Annotated in this window: 19 protein-coding genes; 11 read left to right on the top strand and 8 right to left on the bottom strand. The window is 34.2% G+C overall.

Features of this window, described 5'->3' with window-relative positions; all coding sequences use genetic code 4:
- Nucleotides 1-11: 11 nt before the first annotated feature.
- Nucleotides 12-1,514 carry a potassium transporter TrkG gene (locus WEN_RS02175; RefSeq protein WP_014849923.1) on the bottom strand — a complete coding sequence of 501 codons (1,503 nt, stop codon included), beginning with the start codon at nucleotides 1,512-1,514 and terminating at the stop codon, nucleotides 12-14.
- Nucleotides 1,515-1,605: 91 nt separating this feature from the next.
- Between WEN_RS02175 and WEN_RS02170 the strand changes: the two genes are divergently transcribed.
- Nucleotides 1,606-2,379: a potassium channel family protein gene (locus tag WEN_RS02170; protein ID WP_014849922.1), complete on the top strand. Its 774-nt coding sequence runs from the start codon at nucleotides 1,606-1,608 to the stop codon at nucleotides 2,377-2,379.
- On the opposite strand, the gene fba is transcribed toward WEN_RS02170, so the two are convergent.
- Genes fba through rpsL form a run of 6 tightly spaced genes read right to left on the bottom strand, consistent with a single transcriptional unit; the run spans nucleotide 2,376 to nucleotide 7,968 of the window.
- Complete coding sequence (gene fba / locus WEN_RS02165; RefSeq protein WP_014849921.1) at nucleotides 2,376-3,245, bottom strand: class II fructose-1,6-bisphosphate aldolase; 870 nt, start codon at nucleotides 3,243-3,245, stop codon at nucleotides 2,376-2,378. The genes WEN_RS02170 and fba overlap by 4 nt on opposite strands.
- Nucleotides 3,236-3,844, bottom strand: a complete 609-nt coding sequence (grpE, locus tag WEN_RS02160; protein ID WP_014849920.1) for a nucleotide exchange factor GrpE — start codon at nucleotides 3,842-3,844, stop codon at nucleotides 3,236-3,238. The genes fba and grpE overlap by 10 nt, the downstream gene beginning before the upstream one ends.
- Nucleotides 3,845-3,849: 5 nt before the next feature.
- Nucleotides 3,850-4,953: a DnaJ domain-containing protein gene (locus tag WEN_RS02155; RefSeq protein WP_014849919.1), complete on the bottom strand. Its 1,104-nt coding sequence runs from the start codon at nucleotides 4,951-4,953 to the stop codon at nucleotides 3,850-3,852.
- Nucleotides 4,954-4,999: 46 nt separating this feature from the next.
- The gene (gene fusA, locus WEN_RS02150) at nucleotides 5,000-7,072 is read right to left on the bottom strand and encodes an elongation factor G (protein WP_043911364.1); all 2,073 of its coding nucleotides are present in this window, start codon (nucleotides 7,070-7,072) and stop codon (nucleotides 5,000-5,002) included.
- Nucleotides 7,073-7,074: 2 nt separating this feature from the next.
- Nucleotides 7,075-7,545: a 30S ribosomal protein S7 gene (gene rpsG, locus WEN_RS02145; protein WP_043911362.1), complete on the bottom strand. Its 471-nt coding sequence runs from the start codon at nucleotides 7,543-7,545 to the stop codon at nucleotides 7,075-7,077.
- A gap of 6 nt (nucleotides 7,546-7,551) precedes the next feature.
- Nucleotides 7,552-7,968, bottom strand: coding sequence for a 30S ribosomal protein S12 (gene rpsL / locus WEN_RS02140; protein WP_043911360.1), 417 nt, complete (start codon nucleotides 7,966-7,968; stop codon nucleotides 7,552-7,554).
- A gap of 74 nt (nucleotides 7,969-8,042) precedes the next feature.
- On the opposite strand from rpsL, the gene WEN_RS02135 reads away from it, so the two are divergent.
- The 10 genes from WEN_RS02135 (at nucleotide 8,043) to rplQ (ending at nucleotide 17,901) form a co-directional block, all read left to right on the top strand.
- A complete protein-coding gene (locus tag WEN_RS02135) occupies nucleotides 8,043-8,363 on the top strand; it encodes an HIT family protein (RefSeq protein WP_014849915.1) in 321 nt (106 codons plus the stop codon).
- A gap of 28 nt (nucleotides 8,364-8,391) precedes the next feature.
- Nucleotides 8,392-8,733 (top strand): hypothetical protein, encoded by a 342-nt coding sequence (locus tag WEN_RS02130; protein WP_014849914.1) that lies wholly within the window; start codon nucleotides 8,392-8,394, stop codon nucleotides 8,731-8,733.
- Nucleotides 8,703-9,359 (top strand): CDP-diacylglycerol--glycerol-3-phosphate 3-phosphatidyltransferase, encoded by a 657-nt coding sequence (pgsA, locus tag WEN_RS03645; protein ID WP_338009580.1) that lies wholly within the window; start codon nucleotides 8,703-8,705, stop codon nucleotides 9,357-9,359. The genes WEN_RS02130 and pgsA overlap by 31 nt, the downstream gene beginning before the upstream one ends.
- Nucleotides 9,360-9,365: 6 nt before the next feature.
- The gene (gene cdaM, locus WEN_RS02120; protein ID WP_014849912.1) at nucleotides 9,366-9,971 is read left to right on the top strand and encodes a diadenylate cyclase CdaM; all 606 of its coding nucleotides are present in this window, start codon (nucleotides 9,366-9,368) and stop codon (nucleotides 9,969-9,971) included.
- A gap of 59 nt (nucleotides 9,972-10,030) precedes the next feature.
- Complete coding sequence (locus tag WEN_RS02115; protein WP_014849911.1) at nucleotides 10,031-11,608, top strand: magnesium transporter; 1,578 nt, start codon at nucleotides 10,031-10,033, stop codon at nucleotides 11,606-11,608.
- A gap of 3 nt (nucleotides 11,609-11,611) precedes the next feature.
- Nucleotides 11,612-13,234: a hypothetical protein gene (locus WEN_RS02110; RefSeq protein ID WP_014849910.1), complete on the top strand. Its 1,623-nt coding sequence runs from the start codon at nucleotides 11,612-11,614 to the stop codon at nucleotides 13,232-13,234.
- A 63-nt stretch (nucleotides 13,235-13,297) separates the two neighbouring features.
- On the top strand, nucleotides 13,298-15,232 hold the full coding sequence (locus tag WEN_RS02105; protein ID WP_014849909.1) for an ABC transporter permease: 1,935 nt from the start codon (nucleotides 13,298-13,300) through the stop codon (nucleotides 15,230-15,232).
- A 4-nt stretch (nucleotides 15,233-15,236) separates the two neighbouring features.
- A complete protein-coding gene (locus WEN_RS02100) occupies nucleotides 15,237-16,073 on the top strand; it encodes a phosphate ABC transporter ATP-binding protein (protein ID WP_014849908.1) in 837 nt (278 codons plus the stop codon).
- A complete protein-coding gene (locus WEN_RS02095; protein ID WP_014849907.1) occupies nucleotides 16,073-17,560 on the top strand; it encodes an amino acid permease in 1,488 nt (495 codons plus the stop codon). The genes WEN_RS02100 and WEN_RS02095 overlap by 1 nt, the downstream gene beginning before the upstream one ends.
- Nucleotides 17,560-17,901, top strand: a complete 342-nt coding sequence (gene rplQ / locus WEN_RS02090) for a 50S ribosomal protein L17 (protein WP_014849906.1) — start codon at nucleotides 17,560-17,562, stop codon at nucleotides 17,899-17,901. The genes WEN_RS02095 and rplQ overlap by 1 nt, the downstream gene beginning before the upstream one ends.
- Here rplQ and WEN_RS02085 read toward each other — a convergent pair.
- The gene (locus tag WEN_RS02085) at nucleotides 17,898-18,158 is read right to left on the bottom strand and encodes an HPr family phosphocarrier protein (protein WP_014849905.1); all 261 of its coding nucleotides are present in this window, start codon (nucleotides 18,156-18,158) and stop codon (nucleotides 17,898-17,900) included. The genes rplQ and WEN_RS02085 overlap by 4 nt on opposite strands.
- Nucleotides 18,159-18,164 lie beyond the last annotated feature (6 nt).

Raw genomic sequence — 18,164 nt, 5'->3', positions numbered from 1 at the left:
ATTATTTTAATTTATGCAATTCTTAGTTTTTCTTCTGGATAAGAGAACTTTTGCTTAGATACTCTTGGTTTGTTGTAGTAGATCAGTGAGTTAGGAATTCCTAGTTGACCAACAAACATTAAAAACATAAGTAACAACTTTCCATATCAAGGAGTTTTATTTGAAACGCCTAGGGATAATCCTGCTGTACCAAAGGCTGAAGCGGCCTCGAATAGCGAAGCATGTCTTAGTCCTTTTTTTTCTTGTTGCTCTCCCGGATTAGGTATTCCCAGAGAACAAAGGGTTATTAATGCAGAAGAAACAAAGAATACTATATAGGCACTTTCTATAGTTTGATCTGAGATAGATCTAGAGAATATAGAAAGAGTTCTTCTACCCCTCATAGTTACTCAGATCTTTCCGAGCATCAGGAATAAGGTAATGCTTCTAATACCTCCCGCTGTGGAAGCTGGAGAGGCACCAATAAACATTAATATCAACAAAATTCATTGAGATTTTTCATGTAGACAAATAGGATCTATTCCATAAAATCCTGCAGATCTACTAGAAATTACTAAGTAAACTAGTTGTCAGATTTTTTCAATTGTCTGTAATTTCCCGCAACCTTTATCGCAATCACTTTGTGTTCAATTATTGTCTGTATATTCAGCCAATATAATTCCACCGCTAGCCAATAAGGTAATAGATAAGTACATTAATATAGAGATCTTTGTAAACAAAGAAAAGATATTCTTTGTTTTTTCTTTATTTCTCTTCTTTTGAAGTCATTCTTTGAACTCATATAGAGCTGGGTAACCAATCCCACCTACCATAGAGCAAACAGCGAAGACTATAGAGAGAATAGTTCCTCATCCTCTAGAAAAGGAACTAATAGAGCTCTTGTCTAGAATGTCTAACCCTGCATTATTGACTGCAGAGATAGAGTGAAAAATTCCAGCCCAGAGAGAAGCAAGAAATTGATTTTTAGTTCCTGCTTGTGCCTGAGGAATCGAACCAATGAAATAAAAAAAGAAAGTTAATAATGCTGCAACGAATAGTTCAAAACCCAGAAGACTAATTAATGCAGACTTAATAACTACATAAGAACTTCCTTCACTCATTCCCCCTCCACCTCTTTCTGAGTAGATATTCAGTCTGTCTTCTATAGAATATTTCTTATTCTTTAGAAAGGTTTGTTTCAAAATCATTCAGATGGTTACTATTCCCAGACCACCAATTTGAATCAAAATAAGTACTATTAATTGACCAGCAAAGTTGAATGAACACTTTAAAGAGGAACCGGAGAGTAATCCTGTGGTAGTAAAGGCACTGACTGAGGTGAAGAGTTTAGAGAATCAAGTGTCGTCTTTCGTGTTTTCTCCCTTATGTGTCTGTACCCAAGGAAGATTTAAGGCCCCAAAACCAGCCAATATAATCAGTACATAAATTCTGGCAATTCTCTGAGCAACTGAAGCTCCAAAAAATCACTTGCTAACTAATTCTTTTGCCGAGGCTTTAGTTACTCGCCTACGCAATATACCAGCTGTTTTTGTCTAGAGTAAACTCTATTAAATTATTAAATATATTGTTTTCTGGGGAGTATTCTCCCTGTAGTACTAATTAACTGTGGCGATAGTTGGGAAGAAAAAAGGTCAAAGGAAGGACTATTGCTTAATTGGGTTAAGTAAGTTCAATTTAGAGATAGGAAAGATCTTAATTCAAGAAGATCAAAGTGTTACTGTAATAGACAGCGATCCGGATGCAATAGATAGTTGAGGTCCAGAATTTACTAACTCAATTAATTGCGATGCGAGAGATATTAGAAATCTTCAGGATGTAGGTATTGCAGACTTTGACTATGTCATTGTAGGAATAAAAGATATAGAGAAATCTATTACTATCTGCTCTAACCTAAAAGAATTAGAAGTAGGAAGAATACTTGCAAGAGCAAAAGATGAAGTGCATAAGAGAATACTAAAACTCTTAGGTATCTCCTATAGTATTATTCCTGAGCTATATGTAGTTGAGAATCTAGCATATCACACTATTTTTGACTTAGAAGTGGAAAGATTACCTTGTAATAAAGAAGAATTCCAAGAAAGTGATCTCTTTTGTGCTAGATTACCTGTCTATAACCAAAACCTTTGAGGTAAGCCAATAAGTTCAATGATTTTCTTGAAAGAAAACAACTCACTTATCTTAAGCATCAAAAGACAAAAGGGAGGAGAAACAATTATTCCTGTTTCTGAATCAGACAAACTAGAGAGATCAGACACTATCTTTTTAATTGCCCAAAAAAACTCTATAAGCGACTTAAAGAATTACTTTATGAAGAATGTACCTGTTAACTTACTAATTGAAGAAAGTAATACTACTAACTCTTCTGAACCTACTAATTAAGCCTTATCTACTGAACCAAATAACTTAAATTTTTCTTCAATAACTTCTAAAATACCAGCATAACCATAACTAAGTAGTTTTCTAGGATCAAATCCTTTAGCTTTCATATCTAAGTCTTTTCTCTCTTCAATATACCTTCTGGTTTCAGCTGCAAATTTCATTTGTAACTCAGTATTTATATTGATTTTTGTAACCCCAAGAGAGATAGCTTTTTGAATAACATCATCTTTTATTCCAGTTCCACCATGTAACACTAAAGGCTTATTAATAGCTTTAGAGATATTTTCAAGCAACTCTAGATTCAATCCCTTTCAATTTGGGGGATAGGGACCATGCATATTTCCAATTCCTGCGGCCAAAAGAGTAGGATTTAGTTTACTAATTTCAATGCATTCATTTACATCTGCTTGGTTTCCTAGTCCAATAACTCCATCCTCCTCTCCCGCAAGAGTTCCTACCTCTAACTCAACAGAAACTCCTTTTTCAGTTGCAGCTTTAATAACTTCTGAGGATTTTTGGTAGTTTTCCTCAAAAGGTAAGTGAGAGCCATCAAACATAACTGAAGAGAATCCGGCCTCCAAAGCCTTAAAACAACCTTCATAAGTTCCATGGTCAAGGTGCAATATTATTGGCACAGTAATCTTTAAATCTTCAGTCATTCCCCTAACCATGGAGGCAACAGTTTTGTATCCTCCCATATACTTTGCAGCTCCTTCAGAAACCCCAACAATAACAGGAGAGTTACACTTTTGTGCAGTTAACAAAATAGCCTTTGTTCACTCTAGATTATTGGTATTTATTTGTGCAATAGCGTACTTTCCCGCTAGTGCCTTATTTGAAGCTTCTATTGCGTTAACTACTGGCATATTCCTACCTTTACTTGTGCTAATTTAATAACTCTTTGATTTAGTTTATAACCCTTACTAAAGACCTTTAATATTTTATTTCTTTGTTCCTCTGAAACTTTTTCAGTTTCTAAACTTTCCATCACCTCAGAGTCAAATTCTTGGCCTATTTCAGGTGAAATCTGAACTATATTTAAGGAGTCAAATAAAGCTTCAAATTGAGTCAAAAACATTTTGAAACCAAATAAATAGTTCTTTACTTCCTCACTCTTAGGCTCAGCACTAACAACTCCTTCTAATCTGGAAACAATATTTACTAATTCAGTTAATTGCGCTTCATAGAGATATTTCTTTTGTTCTTCTAATTTAGAGCTGTACTTTTGTTCTATCTCTTGTTCTTTAGTCTTAATAATGACTGAAGCCTCTTCACTCTTTTTCTGTATAGCCTCTAAAAACTTCTTATTTAATTCCTCTTTAAGTTGTTTTTCTTTTTCTTCGTAGTCTTTTAATTTTTGTTCTAACTCTGCAATTCTATCTTCTCTAGATAGAAGCTCCGCTTCTTCTTCAGAGTGTGTTTCTTGGATTGGTTCTTGTTCTATATTTTTTTTCTTAGAACTCATCTAACTTAAATGGTTTCATATTCTTTTTTAAAGAGTCTCATTCAATCCTTACCCTCTTTAGGCTCAGTTAACTGTATTGATTTTATTTTCTCTAACTCACTCGGAGTAAGCTTTAGAGAGGCTATTTCTAGTTTTATAAAGAGATTACCTATTCCCTTCTTAAAAGAGATTCCCATACCCTTTAGTTTCAAAAGATCTCTACTATTAGAACCTGCAGGTAACTTAATAGTTTTGATTCCATAAGGTGTTGGAACCTCTATACTACCACCTAGTATAGCCACCAAGGGATTAACTATTACCTTGGTATATAAGTTATCTCCTTCTCTTGTAAAGACTTCTGAGTCTAGTACTCTAATGCTTAGATAGATTTTTTTACCGTTATAAGATTGATTGTCTTTAAAAACTAGAGAGTCACCAGTCTTAACTCCCCCAGGAATCTTAATAGTTATCTTTTTATTTTCTGTGTTATACCCTTCACCTCTACAAGTTGTACAGATTCTTGTTATTTTTTCTCCAGCCCCCTCACAATATCTACAAGTCTGTCTCCCTTCTATAACCCCAAATAAGCTCTTAGTTCTAATTACTTCATATCCATAACCTCTACAAGCTGAACAGTTGTGAATATAGCTCCTATCTCCTTGATAAGTTCTCATTCCATTACATTCACTACAGGCTTTCTTTGCTCTATAACTTAACTCATAATCACAACCTTTAACTGCTTGTAAAAAGGTAATACTTACATCTTTCTTAGTGACTTCCTCTCTTCCCCCACCTCTCATATCACCAGATTGATAAGAAGAGAAGAAACCATCTTCACCATCTTGTCTAAAGAAATTACTAAAGATATCAAAAGGATTTGCTCCTCCAGCAAAACCATGAGCTCCTCCTGCATTCTCAAATCCACCTCCATATCTGTCATAATTAGCTCTTTTCTCCGGATCACTTAAAACCTCATAGGCTTCATTTATCTTCTTAAATTTCTCTTCTGCCCCCTCTGATTTGTTTATGTCTGGGTGATACTCCTTAGCTAACTTTCTATATGCTTTCTTTATCTCTTCAGGAGTTGCACTCTTACTTAAACCCAAAACATCATAGAAATCTTTACTCATAGTTAGTAATTAAAGAATAGTTAAAGTAATTTTTTAATTACTATATTTACTTCCCTTCTGAGATAAATCCTGGAATTTCTTTTAATAAGTGTTTTGGTAATGGTTGGTAGTGAGAGAAAGACATAGAGTAAACCCCTCTACCTTGAGTAAGTGATCTTAAGGTTGTTGCATATCCAAACATCTCTTTTAGGGGGATCTTACAGTTAATAGTGCTTACAGAAGGAGATAGTTCTGTGGCAGTTATTAACCCTCTTTTAGCTGTAACATCTCCCATTACTGAACCAAAGTATTGCGGCGGAGAGTTAATTTCAATAGACATAATTGGCTCAAGTAGGATTGAACCACATCTCTTACTCGCTTCCTTAAGAGATAAAGAAGCAGCTATCTTAAAGGCCATTTCATTTGAGTCAACTTCGTGGTAAGAACCATCATACAATGTTGCTTTTATGTCTATAACTGGATAACCAGCTAATTGTCCAGCTTTCATAGCATCCACTAGTCCCTCTCTAATAGATTTGATATATTCCTTTGGAATTTTCCCTCCAACTATCTTGTCCACAAACTCAAATCCCTTCTCTGGATTTGGCTCATACTTAATTCAGACATGTCCATAGTTACCTCTACCACCTGTTTGTTTAATATATTGACCTTCAATCTCTTTAGTTTGAGTAAAGGTTTCTCTGTAGGCAACCTGTGGAGCCCCAACATTTACTTGAAGTCCAAACTCTCTTCTCATTCTGTCAATCAGTATTTCTAGGTGTAACTCTCCCATACCAGAAATAAGAGTTTGACCAGTTTCATAGTCAGAAGAGATCTTGAAAGTCGGATCTTCATCTGCTAACTTCTTAAGCACTATAGAAAGTTTTTCTTGGTCGGACTTAGTCTTAGGCTCAATGGCTAAAGAGATAACTGGTTCAGTAAAGGCCATAGCTTCTAGTAGGTAATCTGAGTCAGGAGAGCCAGTTATGGTATCTCCAGTTTTCAAGCTCTTTGGGCCCACTAAAGCACAAATCTCTCCAGTACCTGCTTCTTCAATCTCAGTTTTGTGATTTGAGTGCATCTTTACTAACTTACCAACTCTCTCTTTTATATCTCTAGTTGAGTTGTAGATAGTATCTCCTTTCTTCAACTTACCTGCATAAACCCTTATGAAAGTAAGTCTTCCTACAAAGGGGTCTGTGGCAATCTTGAATGCAACAGCAACTAAATCTGATTCATCTTTGTTTTCAATAGTTAATTCATCTCCACTTCTAGTAAAGGCTTTAGTGGTTGGAATGTCTAGGGGAGAAGGGAGATAGTCTACTATTGCATCCAACAAGAACTTAACTCCCTTGTGCTTAAAGGAAGAACCGCAAAGTACTGGGAAGAAAGTACCAGTAAGAGTGGCTTTTCTGATACACATCTTGATTTCTTCTTCCTTCACCTCTTCACCAGAAAGGAATCTATTAAGAATCTCATCATCATAGACTAGTACTTCATTTAAGAGAGTCTCTCTTAAGCTCTTAACTTCTTCTAGTTGATCTTCTGGAATTGGAATCTCTTCAAATTCCTCATCAACCCCAGCCTTAAAGTTGTAGGCCTTAAAGCCTACTAAATCAATAATTCCCCTAAAACTAGATTCATTCCCAATATTTAGTTGAATTGGAGAGAACTTAATATTCAACCTATCTTTAAGAGATTTCATAGAGGATTGAAAGCTTGCTCCAACCTTATCCATCTTGTTACAGAAGATGATTCTTGGAACAGCATATTTGTTTGCTTGTCTTCAAACAGTTTCTGTTTGCGGTTCAACTCCCATCGCTCCATCTAGTACAACTACAGCTCCATCTAGTACTCTTAAAGATCTTTCTACCTCAACAGTGAAGTCTACGTGACCTGGTGTGTCAATTAGATTCAGTACTACTCCCTTTCACTCTGTAGTAGTAGCTGCAGAGGTAATAGTAATTCCTTTTTCTCTTTCTTGTTCCATTCAGTCCATAGTTGCACTACCTTCGTGTACCTCTCCCATTTTGTGAATCTTTCCAGTGTAATAAAGTATTCTTTCGCTAGTAGTAGTCTTACCGGCATCAATATGGGCCATGATCCCAAAGTTTCTTAGATTAAGTAGTTTGTTAGACATAACTAGAAACGATAGTAAGCGAAGGCTTTATTGCTTTCTGCTGTCTTAATTACTTCTATCTTTCTTTTTATTGATAATCCAGTATTATTGGAGGCATCAATAATCTCAGAAGCAAATGCCTCTACAATAGTTAGTTCACTTCTCTTTCTACTGTATTTAACTAGTCATCTGAGAGCAAGAGCTTCTCTTCTCTCTCTACTAGACTCTACAGGTACTTGGTAGTTAGCTCCTCTAACCTTTCTAGTTTTTAGCTCAATACTAGGAGCTACATTTCTAATAGCTTGTTCAAAAACTTCCACTGGATCTCTTTCTGTTCTTTCTCTTACTTTCTCTAAAGCGTTGTAAACAATTCTTCTAGCTAGTTGCTTCTTGCCCTCTCACATTATTAAGTTAATTGCCTTGGTGACAGTAACGGAGTTGTAAGTAATATCTGGAAGAAGTTCTCTTCTCTTTAGCTTTCTCTTTTTTCTGATGGTGGACTAGCTTTTCTTTTCTTTTTTAACCCCATACTTAGATCTTTCTTTCTTTCTCTTTTCCACAGGAGCTGCATCTAACTTACCTCTAATAATGTGATATTTAACTCCTGGAAGATCTTTTACTCTACCGCCTCTAATCATTACTACGTGGTGTTCTTGTAGATTATGTCCCTCTCCGGGAATATAAGCTAACACTTCATGATTATTTGAAACTCTCACCTTAGCAAATTTTCTAAGAGCTGAGTTTGGCTTCTTAGGAGTCATGGTAGAAACCTTAAGACAAACCCCTCTCTTCAGGGGATTAGGTCTCTTTATTGGTTTGTTTTTTAAAGAGTTTCAACTTTCTTGCAAAGCTTGTGATTTAGACTTCTTCTTCTTTCTCTGTCTTCCGTGTTTGGCTATTTGAGCTAGTGTAGGAATGGCTAAAGAAATAATAAATTAATGTACAAGACTTTCTAGAAGAATTTTAAATTTCATATATATTAATAACTGTTATGTGTGTTTTTTGTGAGATTTCCTCTAACTTAGATAAGCAATCTAATTTAATCAAGGAGGGCCAACACGTATTTTTAATTCCAGATAAACATCCAGTTACTGAAGGTCATGCTCTGGTAATAACTAAAGAACACTACCAAGACTTTAGCTCTTGTTCAGGAGAGGCCCTTCAAGAAGCTGTTGTGCTGGCAAAAGAACATTCGCTTAAGTTACAACAGGAGAATCCTAGTATTCAAGGATTTAACTTTGTGTCTAACCAAGGTGCCAAAGCCAAACAAGTTATATTTCACTTTCACCTACATATAATCCCTAGATACTAGAAATTCAATTAAACTTAAAAAGTTGGAAATGGAAACCATAAATATTAATCTAAAGCTCCCTAAGGAGCTTCACGACAAGCTAAAGGAACAATTAAAGCTTTTGAAAGCTAACAGAATTGAAGGATTAGAAGAAGCTGAAACAGTTGAGGAATTAATTCTTTTCTATCTAGAACACTTCTCTGCAGGTGAAGAGAAGATGAAGAAGATTGAAGACAAAATGCAAAGTGTTTTGGATACCTTAAGAGAAAGGGGAGTTGACTTTATGGATCTATTTAATTCTTTCAACCAAAAGATTCAAGATGAAGAAGTAGAAAGAGAAGAAACTCTAAAGAGTACTAGATACACACACACAGAAAAGAAAAAGAGCTAGAGAAAGTAAATAGAGTTTTTAGTTTAGATCGGAAACAGATTCCGAATCTACTAACTCTCTCTAGATTCTTTTTAAGTGCTCTTTCAATCTTTCTTTATTTCTTATTTGTTGTATTAGGAGAGAAATCTAAGAGCTTATTTACCTGTAGTTACTCTAGTAACGGTAAAGCAGGAGCTTGTTTAGTACTAAGCTTTATCTTTCTACTGTGTTCAGTAGTAACTGATTATTTTGATGGTCACTTAGCTAGAAAGTGGAGATGTGAGTCTAACTTTGGAGCTGTCTTTGACCCTTTAGCAGATAAGATCTTAGTTTCCTCTTTTTTAGTATTATTTAGTTTTTCTTCTTTAGTTCACTGAATAATCCCTTTTCTTTCTATTGCTAGAGAGATAACAGTAGAACTAGTTAGATATAAATTAAAGAGCAAAGGAGTCTATTTAGGAGCTAATAAGACTGCTAAGTGAAAGACTGCTATTCAATTTGTAGGAGTAGTACTTGGATTTCTACTATCTGATACTTGAGGAAAAGAGATATTAAATGTATTCTTTATTATTTCTCTATTATTTAGCTTTAACTCTCTAGCTAAATATCTAAAAATTTATTGAGATCATTTTGAGAGATATAGATAGGAGAATATGTCAGGAGGGTGGAACATTGCCTCTTGTTTAATCTCTCTATCTAGCTTTCTCTTATTCTTCGGTTATGTCTCTTTTAAGAAGTTTTGGTTCAAGAAATATATCTGAAAGTTTTTTAGGAGAAAAGAGATTACTGCCTCTGAATTCAAAGCCTTTGTATTCGCTTTAAGTTCAGCTTTATTTAAGTTCTCGAAGAAACATGTAGGGGCCTTAATAGTCATAGAGAAATTTCAAAACTTACAGAAATATATAAATACTGGATATGTTATAGAGACTAAGTTTTTTGCAGAGTTTCTCTACAACATCTTCCAGAATAAGGAATCTTCTATGCATGACGGAGGAGTCATTATTAGAGGACTGGAAATTAAATCTGTTTCTTCTTACTTTCCTATTTTTTCTCACAAAAATATTCCCAATGAGTATGGCTCTAGACACAGAGCTGCACTGGGGATAACCTCTCAAACAGATGCAGTAGCCTTACTAGTTTCTGAGTCTAGTGGGAAGATCTTATGTTCTGAGGGAGGTAAATTTCAAGAACTAAATAAACATGAGTTGGAATCAATAATTCAGACACTGACTAAGGTTCTTAATTACTATATAGAATAAGTTAAATCTCAATTTGGGGATAAAGGGGTCTATAGTACTTTCTTCACTACCTTGGACAGGTGTTATTCAGAAACAAAAACAACCTAGAGTACGATAGATACTCTGATCGTCTTTCAACAAGATTATCTAAAGCTTTTGAACTAAAAAACTATGCCTCAATTAAAGAGCATGCAAGAGCTCATTCTATTCCTACCTTAGTTAAAGCTTTAGAGAAACTTTCTAACTACGAACTAGTAAACATAATCTTTCTAACCCTTAATGAAGAAAGACTGGAAGACTTTTTCTTTTCTTTCTCTGAATCTAATAGACTAAGTATTCTCAACTCTATTAGACCAGCTTTACTCTCTAAGTTATTAGCTCAACTTCAACCAGACAAAGTGGCAGAGATTCTCTCAATAGTAGACAGTAATTTATCTAAGAAGATTATTTATCTTTCTTCTCCGCAACAGAGAAAAGAGCTAAATATCATAAGTAGCTTCTCCCACTCCCAAGTAGGTAGTATTATGAACACTTCTATACTGACCTTGCCAGAAAACTTTAAGATATCTCAGGCTCTTAGTTACATAAAGAAAAAAAGAAATAAGGTAGAGATTGGAGAAGAGCTCTTTGTAGTCAATCTGAAACAAGAAGTTGTTGGTTTAGTAAATGTTCAAAATCTCTTTTTCTCCACTCAAAACTCTTTATCAGTAGGAGAGATAGTAGATAAAGACTACCTTTCTATCTCTGCTAATGAGCAAATAGGGGAAGCGATTGACTTATTTCAAAAATATCCCTTTACTTCTTTGGCTGTTCTGAATGAGAGGAGTCAAATATTAGGAGTAGTTACTAGTAAAGATATTCTTCCAGAGATAGTAGATGAGAGTGTAGAAGATGTTTATAGATTCTATGGGATTGTGAATCTACAACACTCATATATCAAATCTACTGCTTGAGAAGTGGTTAGATCTAGATTGTTTTGATTAATCGTTTTGTTGTTTGCAACAACCTTAACTACACTCATAATAGATAAGTTTGAGGCTCTCGGGAAAGATCTCACTACCGGCCTCTCTTCTGCTATGTTAGTCCCTTTAATCCCATTAATAACAGATATGTGTGGGAATTCAGGGAGTCAGACTGCAACCTCTATTATTCAATCCTTTGCAAGCAATGAAATAAGTGCAAAAGACTTATGGTCTGTAACAAAAAAGGAGTTAAAGGTTTCAGTAATGGTTGGAGGAATAGTTTCAGTAATTAACTTTTTAAGATTATTGGCTTATTTTGCTATTTTTCCGATCTCTACGAAAAACATTAATAGTGCCACTCAAGCTAATTCCTTAACTTCAGTTGTGCCTCTCTCGGGACAATTGAGAAGTTTGCCTTTGTTTTTCAATGGACAACAAAAAACTTACAACGCCAAAGAAATGGGTTATGTAGGTGCAGGAGTCTCTTCTTTGGCCTTATTTATAGTTATTATTCTTTCTAAATTAATGGGAGTTTTTATTCCCTTTATTGCTCATAAATTCTTTAAAGATCCTGCTTCTATGACTACTCCGGCATTAACTACTATATTAGATGCAGTAGGGACTTTAATCTTTTTTGCTCTTGGAGTAGGAATAATATATGGAAGTTTGAATTTTTTACAGAGTAATGGTCACTAGATAATGTACCTTTCTCTCTGAGAACTTTTGGGATTTAAGACAAAGACTTTTGATCAAAGAAAAAAAGAAGTAATCAAACAACTAGATGAAAGAGAGTGAGAGCTTAGGGCTGATTGACTAAGTAATTCCGCAAACTTTCTCTCTTTCTCAAATGACAAAAAAGATATAAATTGTTCTTTCTTCTGAACTAAACAACTGAAAAATATAGCTCTATTTGTTGGTACTCTTGGATTTTCAAAACTCTTTTCACTAGTAAGAAAAAGAGATACTCTTTCTTCTATTAAGGAATTAAGCTCTCTGAATTCTAGGAAAAAAGAGGTTGCAGAGGCTAAGAGATATTTCCAAAAGATTAAGGATGATGAAAAGAATTACGAAGAAAGCAAAGCTAAAGAATTAGAGCCTTGAGCAGAAAAGATAATCTCTTATTCTCTTTCTTCTATGCCTTTCAGCAAACACCAAGAGATAGTTGAGAAGAAAAATAGAGATCCCTATCTAAGATTTCTTCATCTTTACTCTATTGCTATCTCTTGTTTCTTTACTGGAGGGTTAATACTCTTTTACTTCATATATAAAAAAAGTAGAAATCCTAGATATAGATTCTTAGATAGTGCTTTATCTAAGCATGTAATAGAAGGTGCTAGATTTGAACAATATCTAACTGAGTTAGTTAGAGAGAAGTATGAATTTGACAGTATTACTAACTTAAATCACTGTTTAGGAAATACCTTTAAGGATGTAGCACTCTCTTCAGAGTTACAAACTAACTTCCTAAGAAAGACTTGACTAAGAAATATTTTCCTTTTAGTTAGCTCGATACTAACAGGAGGGCTATTTACTTTGTATCTCTATTGACTCTCTATGAGAAATAACAATGAGAAATTTAATGAGATTTGAGCTTCTAAGAGAGTGAAGGAGTGAAACCAAATAGAGACTATAGGGAATATAAATACCAGAACTGGTAGAGCAGTTAAAGCAATTAGAAGATTCTGAACTGATATTCATATTCTTAACCATATCTCTTATGTCACTCAATTGGCTATTGCAACAGTTATTCTGAAACCCCTAAAAGGTATTGGAAGAGGAGTTTATGCGGTCTTGAGTAAGAGAAAAAGTGCAGTTAGCTTTGCATTGATGTTGATTACTAACACCTTTCTAGTTGCTTGGTCTTATTTCAACTCCTTTGACGGTTTGATTTATAAGCAAGCTTTGTCTAACTTCAAAGGATTTAGTTGGACTTTCTTTGTAACTGTTGCTTGTGCGGGAGTTACAACTCTTTGATTTAGCTATCACAGATTCTTAAAGAAATGGTGAGATAAGTTACTTCTGAAGTCTACAAAAGCTTGAGCAGACTTATTACTTTCCAAATCAAAGGTTTCTAAGCTAACTATTAACACTCAATACTACAGGCCATCTAGAGGTTTGAATTGAGGACTGTTTTGAATGTTTACCTCTCCTTTGGCAAAATGAGTAATTAATTTATTCCTGTTACTAGTAAGCTATGCTTTCTTATTGGTTTGAGGAATTAATCATTCTTTTGCTGTTGGAGAGTGATCTTTCTATCCTATGGTGGTTTGCTCTGCTTTATTCATTTTGCTACTGGGTTATCACATATTCTTAGTTATCTAACAACTAAGTGTTCTAATTAGGCAGGTTAGACTGGCCTTCTCCTCTGAGAGGGGGAGAAATGTAATGCTCAAATCTTTTAGTGTCATTTCCTTCACTTTTTTATTTGGCTCTCTTTCTTTATTTCTTGGATTTATTTTCTATAAAGCTATTTGTTCAATAATTGAACATGGTCCTAAAAAGTTCTTTTGGAGTTGAGCAACTACTAAAGGAGCTCCAGAAGTCTCTATTTATGCCCCTCTCATCTACACCCTAATACTAGTAGTAGGTTCAGTTTGAGGAACTAACAAAATAGCTCTAAAGATTGCAAAGAGTCTCTTAAAGCTCAAAGTAAGAATTCAAAAACTATTTAGTGGCTTACTAAGAGTGATCTCTATACTTCCTTCTTTTGTAATCTCTTTTGTTCTCTTTGAGGCGATTATGCCTCAAATAATTAAGGCATTTGGTTATTACTCTAGTTATTCCCTTATCTGAATAGCTATTTGTTTTTTCTCTTTACTCTTTCCTATCACCTGCTTAAGCTATTTAGATTGGTTTAACTCAAGAGAGATAAAGGGAATGAACTCGGCACTGCTGAGTTTAGCACTAGACGATAAACACAGGGAAAAGATCTATCTTAAGTGTTCTAAGAGAGTGATCTATTTAACTTGAGCAACTTCCCTAGTTAAGGCTCTTGGAGAAAGTGTAGCTCTTAGTTGGTTCTTATCTAGTGATAGATATGACAAGCCTTTTAGCTCTTGAAGTAATTTCTTTAATACTAGAAGTCATACTATCTCTAGTCTTATTTCTTCCTTTTATTTCTCTGAGGGGGGAGGGAAAAAAAGTAGAGAAAGTATGTATGTATTTGGCTCTGCTTTATTACTTCTTTCAATACTTCTTAATTGATTTCTAAAAAAGAAAGCTACAGAGATTAATTACAAAAGAAGTAAGTTGAGTCAAGAGTTAGAGAGATCAGTGTGGAAATTGAAAAGCTCTTTTGAGAGATTCAGATACTCTAACTCTTTTGTTTATCTCTCTAGATACTCTGGAAGTGAGATTTATAGTAAGAAATTGTTGAGATGGAGAGAGAGGGCGAGAGTGCTGAGGAGTTACAGAGAAAAACTAGGAGTTTTTTTAGTACTCTCTTTTTTTATAGCTATTTTGGGGGTGGTCTTACTAAGAGGTATGTACTTTACCTTCTACAACCTAATAAAAGGCTCTAGAGAGACTTATAGCCTAGGGGGTCTAGTAGTGCCTACTTGAAATACTGCACTCTTACTATTCTTTTCAGTAGTTTGAGCTCTGCCAATTAGTTTTCTATCTGCTTTCTTCGTGAATATTTACTTAAAGAAGAAAAGAAGACTAAAGAGCTTCTTTCTTTCTGTTATCTCTGGAATAGGAACAGCTCCTCCTATGCTTTGAGCTATCTTTAGCTCTTTATTCTTTATTCACTACCTTAAGTTAGGGGTTGGAAAGGTTTCTGTATTTGCTGGATTACTTTCTTTTACTCTCTTGAGCTTTCCTTTTCTCTTTAATAGATTCTCTAATTTATTTGAGACTTACTCTAAGCAATACAGTAAAACCTTGTCTTATCTGGGACTACAAAGCTTTAATCTCATTTACTTAGTACTAAGAGATGGAGGGGCAAAAATTAAATCCTTTCTATCTAACTTAACTACTAAGTTAAATGGGGAGAGTGGACTACTCTTTATTACTATGGGAGCCTCCCCTAACCCTAGATTTACTCTTTGAGGTCCGGGACAAACTCTTACAACTAAGTTCTTTGCTTCTCTTTATAAATACAAAGTGACAGAGATAAAGGCGATAGTTTATGAAACTATCTTCTTTATATTTGTGTTTTCAATCTTTGTTTACTCTTTACTAACTACCTTTTGAACAAAGAGAATCAAGAAAGTTATTAAGTCTATTAGAAAAGTTTCTAGAAAAAGTAGATTTAACTACTATTGGAATGTCAACTCTAAGAATAGAGCTTCTTTTCTGATCCGATTAAATACTTTGTAGTTTTGTGAGATTTAGTTGAAAGAGAACTCATATTCCCTCTTACAAACTATTTAGCTCTGAAGAAGAATCAGAGTTTTTATATATAAAGGATTTTTCACTTTTCTTAAATAGGGATGGGGAGAAAAAGAAAGCACTTCATAATATCAACCTAACCTTTTCTAGGAATAAGGTATGGGGAATAGTTGGGCCTTCCGGGGCTGGAAAATCTCTTTTACTTAACTCAATCTCTAAGGGAATATTAGAGAAAGAGAATAGCTCTCAGTATAGTTGAGAGGGTCAGATAGTTTACAGGGGAACAGAAATATTCTCTAACTCTTTTCCTATAGAGCTATTGAAAAAGAAAATAGGTTTAATTAGTCAATTACCTGTTTTATTCCCTCTAACTATTAGAGAGAATATCTTATTTGCTCTTAAGGCTAGAGGGCTCTATGACTCTAAATTGCTAGAGCTTAAGTTGAAGAAGATATTGATTGAATGTGATCTCTGAGAAGAGCTTAAAGATAGATTAGATAGTTGTCCCATTGGGACTTTATCTGTGGGGCAAGCGCAAAAGCTCTGTTTCGCGAGAGCTCTAATCTTAGATCCTGAACTTTTATTAATGGATGAACCAACTAGTGCCTTAGATCCTTCTTCCGCTTCTAAAATTGAGAAATTAATTTTGAAAATTGCACACAAGATCACAGTCATAATAGTCTCTCACTCTCTATCGCAAGTAAAACACATAGCCGATTACACAATCTTTTTAAAAGGGGGGAGAATAATTGAGTATGGTCCTACTCCAAAGATGTTTACCTCTCCACAAACTAAAGAATTCAAGAACTTTATATTAGGTCAATACTAGTGATTAAGTCTTTTTCTTTTAACTCCTCTGCTCCTAAAGAGTTGAATAGCAGAAAGCTATTCATTATCTCTATTTGTTCCATGTTGGGAGTGGGAATTTTCTTGAAGTCAAAGACTTTAATAGAGCTTTCTAATCAAAACTTTTGACCTATCTTAGTTCTCTTTTGTATCTCTGCAGGCTTAATTATCTCTATGTGTTGAGCCTTTACAAGACTAGTAGATAAGAAAACTAGCAGCAGTAGAGGATTTATAGAGTGAGTTGAGGAATATTGTGGTTCTAACTTTAAGAGTTGAGCATTAGAGTTTACTACTAAGTTATTACACCCACTAGGAATACTCACTACTTCTATCTATCTAATTAAGTGAATTAATGGTCAACACTTTCTTTGAGTTTGAGAGGCCTCAATTTGTGCAATAGTAATTAGTTTTTTAGTTATTAGCTTGAATGTCTTTTCTTTTAAGGGGGCTGTGTTGTTACAGAAATGTCTTTCTTTTTCTATATTTTTGGCAATACTTTACACACTGGGGTTTGGAATTCACTCTTATTTTGTTAATGAAAGTGATGAGAAGACTGAACAATCCACAACTCAACTAACAGGACTTAATAGTTTAGGAGGTTGAACTATTTTGCTTTCAGGACTGCCTTCTATCTTCTTTATGTATGATGGGTTTTACTCTGTGCTAGCTCTTAAGGAAAAAACAGCAAAGAAGACTTCTTTTAGAAAGATAGTTTCACTCTCTTTTATAGCAATTACTTTGATTTATTTCTTAGTCATAAGTATTACCTTGTTGGGCGAGGGAAATACAGGTGATTTTTTGAAATTTAAGAAGTTAGTGGAAGATAAGAATTTCAAAGATGTATTGATAATTCTTATATTCTTAACTTTCTTATCTAGCTTAAATGTGGCTTGTATGTGTGGTCTAAATCAAGTAATTCAATTGCACTATAAGTACAACTTCAGAGATTTAGGTGGGATAAGAGATAGATTTTTTAAGGTAGGTAATAGGAAATACAGCTTAGAGACTAAGCTATCAGTTTGGTTTTATTTTTTAAGACAAATAGCAGGAGTGGCCTTAATAATGGCTACCATCTCTCAACTAATATATTGGGCAAAAGGAGGGAATGAATTACTCTGAGAGATTAATGATATATTGGCAGAGTTGAACTCTCTAATTATCTTTGGTATTTTGGGAATGGTTCTTTGAAACTCTAGAAGAGAGCTTAAAGCAAACTATCTAACTTCTATTAGTATCCTTATAGCCATTATTTACTTCTTACTAAATAATGTAGTTGGATTGTTTTATGGAAATGGAAAATTGATTATCTCAATATTTAAGTTATTGATATTTGGAGCTATGTTGTTATATCCAGCTATCCCTCTTCTTAAAGCCAAGATATCAAAATCCTTTAGTATGAGAGATTTGGAACCTAAGAGATTTAATAAACTTAACCAAGAGTACTCATTAATTAAGTTAGCTGTTAGATAATGTCTTACATACACAAAAAAGGATTTGACTCAGCTAGAAGAAAGATGATCACTAGACAACAATGTTCTGACTTAATTTCTTATGGTCAGATTACTACTAAATTAAGTTGTGCTAGATCAACTCAAAGATATTTTGAAAAACTAATAACTCTTGCAAAAGAAGATAACTTAATTACTAAGAGAAAAGCTTACTCTATAGTACTGAGAACTTCTAAGTTCACTAGAGAAGAGCTAGTAAAGAAACTATTTGAAGAGTTAGCTAAGAAATATAAGAGTAGAAAAGGGGGATATACTAGGCTACTAAAGACTTCTGAAGGTTCCTACTTGTTACAGTTAGTTTAGATTCCGTGTTCAGATAGTATTCCAACTAAAGAGTTAGATAGTTCTTCTTCGTCAGCTCCTTCTATATGAAATAGAACCTTAGACTTTCCAGTAACTCCTAAAGACATAAGGTTAATAATAGATTTAGCATTGGCTTTCTTCCCTTCAAATTCAATAAATATAGAAGATTGAAATTTAGAAAGAGATTGAACTAGTTTAGAAGCAGGTCTTGCGTGCAATCCAACTTCATCTTGAATAACATATTCAACTACTTTCATTGTTTA

This window comes from Mycoplasma wenyonii str. Massachusetts (genome assembly GCF_000277795.1).
In the GTDB taxonomy this organism is placed as follows: Bacteria; Bacillota_I; Bacilli_A; order Mycoplasmatales; family Mycoplasmoidaceae; genus Eperythrozoon_A; species Eperythrozoon_A wenyonii.
The sequence above is the reverse complement of the archived record's forward strand: the minus strand, read 5'-3'. Positions and strand labels throughout refer to the sequence as shown.